7 protein-coding genes are annotated in these 6,695 nt (G+C 47.7%); 4 read left to right on the top strand and 3 right to left on the bottom strand.

What is annotated here, in order from left to right; genetic code table 11:
• The first annotated feature begins 110 nt into the window (after positions 1-110).
• From ABC831_RS22290 to ABC831_RS22280, 3 genes are all read left to right on the top strand, one after another.
• Positions 111-716, top strand: coding sequence for an ABC transporter permease (locus ABC831_RS22290; protein WP_343250276.1), 606 nt, complete (start codon positions 111-113; stop codon positions 714-716).
• Entirely contained in the window at positions 716-1,708 is a 993-nt protein-coding gene (locus ABC831_RS22285; RefSeq protein ID WP_343250275.1) for an ABC transporter permease, read from the top strand. Before ABC831_RS22290 ends, ABC831_RS22285 begins: the two co-directional genes overlap by 1 nt.
• 66 nt (positions 1,709-1,774) lie before the next feature.
• Positions 1,775-3,019: a substrate-binding domain-containing protein gene (locus tag ABC831_RS22280; protein ID WP_343250274.1), complete on the top strand. Its 1,245-nt coding sequence runs from the start codon at positions 1,775-1,777 to the stop codon at positions 3,017-3,019.
• 179 nt (positions 3,020-3,198) lie between these two features.
• Here the strand turns inward: ABC831_RS22280 and ABC831_RS22275 are convergent, their stop codons facing one another.
• From ABC831_RS22275 to ABC831_RS22265, 3 genes are read right to left on the bottom strand one after another with little or no spacing between them, the layout of a single operon-like run.
• Positions 3,199-3,396, bottom strand: coding sequence for a hypothetical protein (locus ABC831_RS22275; protein WP_343250273.1), 198 nt, complete (start codon positions 3,394-3,396; stop codon positions 3,199-3,201).
• A gap of 10 nt (positions 3,397-3,406) precedes the next feature.
• Positions 3,407-3,955 (bottom strand): DUF3307 domain-containing protein, encoded by a 549-nt coding sequence (locus ABC831_RS22270; RefSeq protein ID WP_343250272.1) that lies wholly within the window; start codon positions 3,953-3,955, stop codon positions 3,407-3,409.
• On the bottom strand, positions 3,945-4,631 hold the full coding sequence (locus tag ABC831_RS22265) for a SatD family protein (protein ID WP_343250271.1): 687 nt from the start codon (positions 4,629-4,631) through the stop codon (positions 3,945-3,947). Before ABC831_RS22265 ends, ABC831_RS22270 begins: the two co-directional genes overlap by 11 nt.
• Before the next feature lie 697 nt (positions 4,632-5,328).
• Here ABC831_RS22265 and ABC831_RS22260 point away from each other — a divergent pair.
• Positions 5,329-6,651 (top strand): putative ABC transporter permease, encoded by a 1,323-nt coding sequence (locus tag ABC831_RS22260; protein ID WP_343250270.1) that lies wholly within the window; start codon positions 5,329-5,331, stop codon positions 6,649-6,651.
• The last annotated feature ends 44 nt before the right edge of the window (positions 6,652-6,695 follow it).

Below are 6,695 nucleotides of genomic sequence, written 5' to 3'. Positions count from 1 at the left end.
ACAGATAGCAATCTGTCTTATTGTGATGCATAATAGAGTACTTAATTTGAACGTTCGTATTCATTATTTGATGTTTAAAAAGGTTCTGCTTTTTATAATGTCTTAACTAAATGACATTGTTCCGGGGACTGGCATTTATCATTTCCTCGGGTGCATGGTGGTATCCGCATCAGTACCAGATGACCTTCCAGAACTTTTCCATTGGAAAAACAGCAGGAATCTACAATATCATCTGGTTCGCGGCTCTGATCCTGATCCTGGCTGCGGTATTCCTGAATTATACAACCCCGGGGCGGAGGATCTACGCGGTGGGAACCAACAAGGAATCCGCGAAAGTTTCGGGTATCCGGGAATCCCGCGTCATGCTGATGTCCTATACCATCTGCGGTGCGGTATGCGGACTTTCCGGGATGCTCTATGTGGCAAACTTCGCGGTAGGGAATTTTGCCATCGGAGACGGCTTCGAGATGACGGCTATCGCGATCTGTATCCTGGGAGGAGTCAGCATCATCGGAGGCCAGGGAAAAGTCGGGGGAGTATTTATCGCCATTCTGATGATGAGCATCATCACATCCTTTATCAGTATGCTTCCCGGATTGAGCGTCTGGCAGGATGCCATCAAGGGAGCGATTATCATCATTGCTGTAGGTATTAATATCTGGACAGCCCGCTCCACCAGAAGACGGGAATTAAAGGAGAGGGGGGCACTGCTGTAATGGGCGGAAAGAAAAAATGGAAGATTACCGGCTTCCTCGTTCAATGGGAAATGATTTTGATTTATCTGCTTTTCCTGATCAATATACTGCTGATGCTTGCACGGCCGAATCTGTATTTTGCGTCCGGAACGATCACGTCCATTATCCAGTCCGGCATGGATCTGTGCCCGCTGGTCCTTGGGATGGCGCTGGTTATGATGATGGGAGAGATCGATGTGTCCTGCGCGGCAAACATGATTTTCTGTTCCATGACAACCGGCCTGCTGATGGACCAGGGATTGCCTGCAGTGGTCTGTGTCCTGGCAGGAATCATCACGGGAGTGCTGCTGGGAATGTTCAACGGTGTTTTGGTTGGATATGTAGGAATGCCGTCCGTTATTGTAACGATCTCAAACTCCCTGTTCTATCGGGGAGTCGTGAAGATCATACTGGATGTGAATGTGCTGAGAAATTTCCCGGCCTTCTATACGAAGCTGGCCTGGAACCAGATCGCGGGCATCCCTCTGGCCATGATCATTTTCCTGCTGATGGCAGCTATATTTGTGGTGGTTCTTCAGAAAACCGGGTTTGGCCGGAAACTCTATATTATAGGAAATAATGCCGTAACCGCCGAGTATTCCGGCATCAATGTGCGGAAAACCAAACTGGCTGTTTATCTGATCATGGGTATGATGTGCGGGATCGCTTCGATTTTCTTTGTCGGAAGAATGGGCGGCGGTGTCAGCTCCACCATGGGCGTGGGTTACGAGATGAACGCCATCGCCATCTGCGCGCTGGGAGGAGTCTCCACCAGCGGCGGGAAAGGGAAGATGTACGGGCCGGTGATCTCTACTTTTATCATGGCTTTTCTGATCTATACGCTGGGCCTGATGGGGGTGGACGCCAACGCGAAAAAGACACTGACCGGACTGGTTCTGCTGATTGCCGTTCTGATTCCCAATATCAACAAGGATCTGTTTACAGCGGTGAGACGCAGGTTCCGGAAAATATAGGGGTGTATATGAGATATGAACAGCAAAGCTGTTTATATAAATAAAATTTTATTGGGAGGTAGAAACATGAAGAAAAAACTATTGGCAATTACTCTGTGCCTGGCCATGACGGTCAGCGCAATGGCAGGCTGCGGTTCCAAACAGGACACGGCGCCTGCGGACACCGGAAGCCAGAACGCAGATGCGTCCGCACAAAGCGGGGGAGAGAAAGACGCGGCACCGGCTTCTGCCGACAGCGCCGCACCTGCGGATACGTCCGGCTCCGGCAGCGGGGATCTGGAAGGCGCTCATGTATTGCTGCTGAAAGCGGCGGGGACTTTTACCACGAAGATCTATGAAGGCTACTCGGATTACATGGAGAGCCATGGATACAAGACAGCGGAAAAAAGCCCCACAGAGACAACGGTAGCAGCGCAGGTCCAGATCATTGACGAGCTGATCACTCAGAAAGTGGCATCCATCACCGTCGCCACCAACGGGGACGCCGGCTATGACGAAGTATTCAAGAAGGCAAAGGACGCGGGGATTATTATTAATTCTGTTGATTCCGCCTGTAATCCCGAATTCCGTACGATCCATGTGAATCAGGCATCTTCCGAGTCCCTGGGCGCTTACCAGGTCCGGGCGGCAGTTCTCCAGGCATTGGGCGTGGATTATCCCGGAGATAACATGGAGAAAGCGGTAGACGACGCACTGGCCTCTTATACCGGTGACGAACTGCGGATCGGTGTGCTTTCCGCTTCCATCGATACCCCGGTTCAGAACGGTTGGATCGCCGACATGGAAAAAGAACTGCAGCGCCCCTGTTATCAGGGAAAGGTGAGCCCGGAACTGGACAAGAAATATGGAAATGACGACCTGACCGCTTCCACCACACAGGCCCAGGCCTTCATGTCTGAGAACAAAGTGGACGTCATCATCGCACCGACCACTGTGGGTCTGGCTGCGCAGGGCCAGGTGTTAAAGCAGGCCGGCAGCGACATGAAAGTGACCGGACTGGGCGTGCCCTCAGAAATGCAGGCGTTTATGCCCCTGTCACCGGATGAGAATGCTTTCGACTATGTGTGTCCGTATATGATGCTGTGGGATCTGGGACATCTGGGAGCTCTGTCCGCGGCGGCCACACTGGCAGTCATGAACGATGGTTTTGACGGCAAAGAGGGATCTGCTTTTACCATGGACGCCTGGGGAGATTACCCCGAGACTACCTTTACTGCGATCCCGGCTTCGGACGGAGGGACAGAAGTGATCATGGATGATCCCTATGTGTTCTATAAGGATAACATGGCGGACTGGATCAACAAAATGTAATCAAAAATCGTATCCGCCGGACCTAAGAGCGGCGGATACGATGGATAAACACAAAAAAGACGAACTATCTGGCTAACAGCTACCCCGGGGCAAACTCGCCGTATATGGCTCAGAGAATGCCCCGGGGGTTTTTCCGTGTCCTGAGAGATTTCTTGCTCTAGAGCGTGTCTGAAAATACGTCAGAGGATAAATGAAAGAATGATTACGGAAACTGTACTTAGCAGTGTCCCTAACAAATAGTATTCTGCGAATTCCGGTTCCTTTACGATCTTATCATATCTGGCGATAGACTTTGCAGTCAGGACCAGACCTATGGCGGCGTATTGACCCAGTGATAGGAAAATCAGCATAATAAGCCGTTCGATGGTTCCGATCAATCGTCCTGCGTTATGAACATTTTTTTCTGTCGGAATCTTTATCCTCCGGCTTATAATTAATCAGAATTTTGGATATAGCGATATTTATGGGTTTATGTATGAGCAGGACTGCTGTGATCCAGGAGAGACAGGTTGAGTTCGACACCCCGGCCACGGACAGGATTCCGGTCAGACCGTGGTTCAAGGTTAGACTTCCGACATTGACCGTATAGAAATAGGCGGCAAGGAATAATACGCTGATATGCAGAAACTGATCGGTTAAAAAAATATTTAGTTCCCGCTGTGGAGCGGTCCCCTTCTTTTTGGAAGATGAAGTATATGTATATTTTACCATATCTATGCCCATATGCAGTAAGGCGGACACAGAGCCGTACAGCGCAAGATTCCAGGAGAATGCCGGCAGAATAACGATCATGAATGCTGCCCAGTAAATCAGACAATGTATAAAAACCCAATGAACATGATCCGCTTTCTTCTTCGCCAGCTCCTCAGTTTGAAGATAAAAGTCCCCTATTACATGTGCCAATAGGAATAAAAGAAAGATTTCTTTAAAGAACATCTTGTGTAATCTCCTCCAATGCTTTCTCCAGCGTACCCAGTGCTTCCCTGTATGCGTAATAATTTCCGTTTGCCAGTATGCGATGAACGGTGGGCTGCCGTATCTGCAGACGTTTTGCAGTATTTGTCTGACTATCCTGATGTTCCAGGATATCTTCGATTACCTCTCTTTGACGGTCGCTCCAGGATTCTTTTATAACAGTCAGCAGTGTTAAGATAGTGTTGAGCATGTTCACCATGCCCTGGTTGTCACCGTCAGCCTCAAAGCGGATGTCGGCCGCCTGCGTACCGTTTCGCTTTTCCATGATCCTAAGATATTCGATGGCCTCTCTGGCTTTGTAGTAGCCGGGACCATCAGCCCCGATGGCCATCTCCGTGTTGATGCCGGTAGTGATGGAACCGATACCGATGCCGAACCGTATTTTGACCGGGTACATTCTTCGTTGGATATCAGAGATCATACGCATCGCGTTATCTCCGCAGTTTAACAAACCCTGAAATTCATCGCCCAAGGTAATCGTAAATTTGGATGACAGGTCCCTGGAATAAGACTCATTTATAGCAGCTAACACTTTGTTCAATTTTTCCTGAACCAAGTATCTGTCCGATAGGTCCCTTGAATGTTTCAGATCGCCGATAATTGCTAAATATGGTTTAAAAGAAAAGGAAAAATACATCTGACACCTCCAGGCCTTTTTCACCATTATATAGCAAAAGGAATCTGTAATCAATTATTATGCATCCCACAAGCTATATTTCAATATTATAGACTATTAAGGCTATAATTAAATATTATAAATAATATAGGCTATATTTAATAGTTATAGATAATATAGGCTATATTGAACGATTATAGATTATAGAAGCTATAATTGCTTATTATAGAAAATATAGGCTATAACTAAATAAAATAAGATGCATTCCAGATCCACAGGAAATAAGACCCCCCGCATTATATATTTATAAATAGTAAGCATCCCTCCAGGCATACGTATAAAAAATTGATTTTGCGGCCGAACTGGCCAGGTACGGTGCTCTTATGCACAAAAGATAAAATTAACAGATCTGTTCTATTTCCAAAGAAACAGCAGACGCTTTAGAATTTACGTTTTCATTATATCACATACAGTTAGAGAAGTCCAAGGTCTTATCCCTGTAATAGGTGTAACACTTATCCCTGTAATAGGTTATTGCAGGTTCTCTGGAACACGTGATGAAAGCAGATCAAAAAATCTGAAAATATTGGATTGTTCTTTTCATACATTGTGTTATAATCCCTTTTAACAACTTACAAAATGACATGACAGATACAACAAGGGCACACAGGGATGGCGGCGGGGCTGCATCCGGCCCGGATACGGAGGATTTAACACAATGTACAATACGATTTACCAACTGTTCTGGTACTTTCTCATATATTCTTTTGCGGGATGGTGCGCCGGGGTCATCTATTCTGCGGCCAAAAAGCACAGGTTTGTCAATACCGGTTTTCTGAACCTTCCGTTTTGTCCTATATACGGATTCGGAGCCATACTGTTTACCATCTTCCTGTCGGAACTGAAAGGGAATCTGTTCTTTTTATTTATCGGCGGAATTATCCTTTCCTCTGCGCTCATGTACATAACCGGCCTGCTTCTGGAACGGTTCTTCCGCCGGAAATGGTGGGATTTCAGCAAGAACCGCTTTCAATTTGAGGGCTATATCAGTTTTACCCTGGCGGTAATATTCGGACTGCTGGGGATACTCTGCATCCGCGTAACGAATCCGCTGCTGCTCGCTCTTCTGGGCCTGATCCCCCGCTGGATCGGCAGGCTCGTGCTGTTGGCAGCCCTGATCCTTATGGTCCTGGACTTTGTGAGCGCTCTGACCGCCGCGCTCCAGCTGAAAATCCGTATCCGCAGGCTGGATGAGGTATCGCAGGACATGCAGCGCTTCTCCGACTCCTTCGGGAATGCGATTACCGGCCGAATACAGCGCAGAATGATGAAAGCTTACCCGAACATTGAGACCTCAAAACTGCTGGCAGAGCGGGCGGTAAAGGATAAAGCGCAAAAAGAGATATTCGCAAAGGGATGCGGTTTCTATAAACTGACCGCCCTGTTCTTTATCGGAGCATTCCTGGGAGACGTGGTGGAGACTATCTTCTGCAGGATCACAGCCGGTATCTGGATGAGCAGGAGCAGCGTTGTCTACGGTGCGTTCAGTATTGTGTGGGGATTGGCCTGTGCCATTCTCACTGCGCTTTTGTACAAATATAAAGATAAAAGTGACCGTTATCTATTCGTTTGCGGAACGGTACTGGGGGGAGCCTATGAATACATATGCAGTGTATTTACGGAGCTGGCTTTCGGAACAGTTTTCTGGGACTACAGTGACATCCCTTTTAATCTGGGCGGCAGAATTAATCTTCTGTACTGTTTCTTCTGGGGAATCGCAGCGGTGGTGTGGTTAAAGGGGATATATCCGTTTCTGTCCGGTCTGATTGAAAAGATTCCGCGGAAGGTGGGGGTGCCGGCTGTATGGCTGCTGATTCTATTTATGATAATCAACATGATTCTGTCTGCAATGGCGCTGGGGCGTTACGCAAAGCGGCAGAGTGAGCCCCGGGCCCAGAATACATGGGAGCATTTCCTGGACAGCCGTTTCCCGGACGACAGAATAGAAAAAATATATCCGAACCTTAAAGTCGTTGATTAAAACAGCTTTCCGGTTTCGGAAGCGCAAATGATCACGATCTTTTT

The organism is Diplocloster hominis (assembly GCF_032380655.1).
In the GTDB taxonomy this organism is placed as follows: domain Bacteria; phylum Bacillota; class Clostridia; order Lachnospirales; family Lachnospiraceae; genus Diplocloster; species Diplocloster hominis.
The sequence above is the reverse complement of the archived record's forward strand: the minus strand, read 5'-3'. Positions and strand labels throughout refer to the sequence as shown.